Source organism: Microbacterium sp. (genome assembly GCF_032084865.1).
Lineage (GTDB): Bacteria > Actinomycetota > Actinomycetes > Actinomycetales > Microbacteriaceae > Microbacterium.
Window position 1 is genome coordinate 5,821 of the sequence record NZ_DAMDLU010000130.1, and the last position, 2,290, is coordinate 8,110.

General features: G+C 71.0%; 1 protein-coding gene and 2 pseudogenes. All 3 read right to left on the reverse strand.

The window, feature by feature from the left end; all coding sequences use genetic code 11:
- Window positions 1-923: pseudogene (locus RT309_RS12090) on the reverse strand (DnaJ C-terminal domain-containing protein); the annotation flags it as partial.
- A gap of 43 nt (window positions 924-966) precedes the next feature.
- Window positions 967-2,001, reverse strand: coding sequence for a heat-inducible transcriptional repressor HrcA (gene hrcA / locus RT309_RS12095; protein ID WP_313357368.1), 1,035 nt, complete (start codon window positions 1,999-2,001; stop codon window positions 967-969).
- 93 nt (window positions 2,002-2,094) lie between these two features.
- Window positions 2,095-2,290, reverse strand: a pseudogene (locus RT309_RS12100) (coproporphyrinogen III oxidase); the annotation flags it as partial.

Sequence of the window (2,290 nt, forward strand, 5' to 3'; positions counted from 1 at the left end):
GGGGTGATGCCCCGCCCGCCGATGGTCAGCACGTCACCGGACTGCACGCCGGCGCGCAGCTCGAGGTCGACCGTGCCGTCGAGACCGTCGATGGTCGTGGTGGTGCCGAGGATGGCATCCGTCATCGACACCTCGAGGGTCGCCAGCAGATCGTCGCCGTCTCGGCTGAACACCGGATGCGGCGCGACGGCCACCTCGACGTACAGGTCGCCGTTCGGGCCGCCCGCCCGGCCGACCTCGCCCGAGCCGGGCAGCTGCAGGCGAAGGCCGGTCTCGACGCCGGCCGGGATGTCGAGGGCGACCGTGCGGCGCGAGCGCACCCGCCCCTGGCCGGCGCACGACCCGCACGGGTTGGGGATGACGGTGCCGAAGCCTTCGCAGCTGCCGCACGGCTGGGTGGTGACGACGTTGCCGAGCAGGCTGCGCACCTGGCGCTGCACGTGGCCGCTGCCACCGCAGACATCACAGGTGATGGGAGACGTGCCGGGCTGGCAGCAGCTGCCGTGACAGGTCTCGCAGAGCACGGCGGTGTCGACCTCGATGTCTCTGTGCACGCCGAAGACGACGTCGCCGAGCTCGAGGTTGATGCGCACCAGGGCATCCTGTCCCCGCTCGCGGCGCGACCGCGGACGCGCCGCACGGGCACCGCCCGCGGCACCGAAGAACGTCTCGAAGATGTCTCCGAAACCGCCGAACCCACCCCCGAAACCGCCGTTCTGGTCGCCGCCTATGTCGTAGCGACGCCGGGAGTCCTCGTCGCTGAGCACGTCGTAGGCGTGCGTCACGAGCTTGAACCGCTCCGCGGCGTCGTCCCCCGGGTTCACATCCGGGTGCAGCTGTCTGGCGAGCTTGCGGTAGGCCTTCTTGATCTCGTCCTGAGAGGCGTCCTTCGACACCCCGAGGACCTCGTAGTGATCCGCCACGGTCACCTTTCTTCGTGTGCGTTCGTGTGTGCGGCGGCCCGGATCAGCGGGCTGCCTCGTCTTCTTCGAGCATGCGCGACAGGTAGCGGGCCACGGCCCGCGCTGCGGCGAGGTTGCTCGGGTAGTCCATACGGGTCGGCCCCATCACGCCGACGCGCGCCGTGCCGCCGGGCGCGGCGTAGTTGCTGGCGACGATCGATGCCTCACCGAGCCCGAACGGGGCGTTCTCGGTGCCGATGCTCGTGGCCAGGCCGTGCTCGTCGGTCACCATCTCGCTCATCAGCCGCAGCAGGGTCACCTGCTCCTCGATCGCCTCGAGCAGAGGGTGGATGCTGCCGCGGAAGTCCTGCTCGCGCCGCGCGAGGGTGGCTGCTCCTGCCATCACCAGCCGCTCCTGGCGGAACTCGGCCAGTTCCTCGGCGATCACGGCCGCCAGCGACGACAGCGCCGGCTGCAGGCGGGAGCCGGTCTGCGTGTCGATGACCGAGGTGATGCGCTCGGACGCCTCGCCGACCGCGCGGCCGGTGATGAGCGCGGCGAGCTGGGCGCGCAGCACGGCCAGGTCGGCGTCGTCGATGTCGATCGGCAGCGGCGAGATGCGCTGCGACACGCCGCCGGCATCGGTGACCAGCACGACCAGCATGCGATTCGGCGCGAGCGCGACGAGCTCGACGTGCGTGATGCTCGCTCGCGCGAACGACGGGTACTGGGCGAGGGCGACCTGCCCGGTGAGCTGGGTCAGCACGCGCACGGTGCGCGCCATGAGATCGTCGAGGTCGCTGGGGGCGGCGAGGAACGACTCGATGGCCGTGCGCTGCGGCACCGAGAGCGGGCGCACCTGGGCGAGGTGGTTGACGAAGACCCGGTAGCCCTTGTCGGTCGGCACCCGTCCCGACGAGGTGTGCGGCGCGGTGATGAGCTCTTCGTCCTCGAGCTGCGCCATGTCGTTGCGGATGGTCGCGGCGGAGACGCCGAACGCGTGGCGCTCGACGATCGACTTGCTGCCGACCGGCTCGTGGGTCGCGACGTAGTCCTGCACGATCGCGCGGAGGACCTCAAGGCCTCGTTGTGTGACCATCATCCCTCCCGCTGGCACTCGAACGTTCCGAGTGCCAATCCTACCCGTTCGCATGCGACGGTCGGCCCGTGATCGCCGCGCGAGTCCCACCCGCTACTCGGTGAGCGCGCGCACCACGGCATCCGCCAGCAGCCGACCCCGCAGGGTGAGGCGCACGCGACGCTGCCGCAGAGCCGCGGCCGCGTCGACCAGTCCGTCCGAGATCAGCTCGGCGACCCGGTCGCGGCGCCCTGCGGCGATGTCATCGATCGGCAGGCCCTCCGCGAGACGACTCTGCAGCAGCACGCGC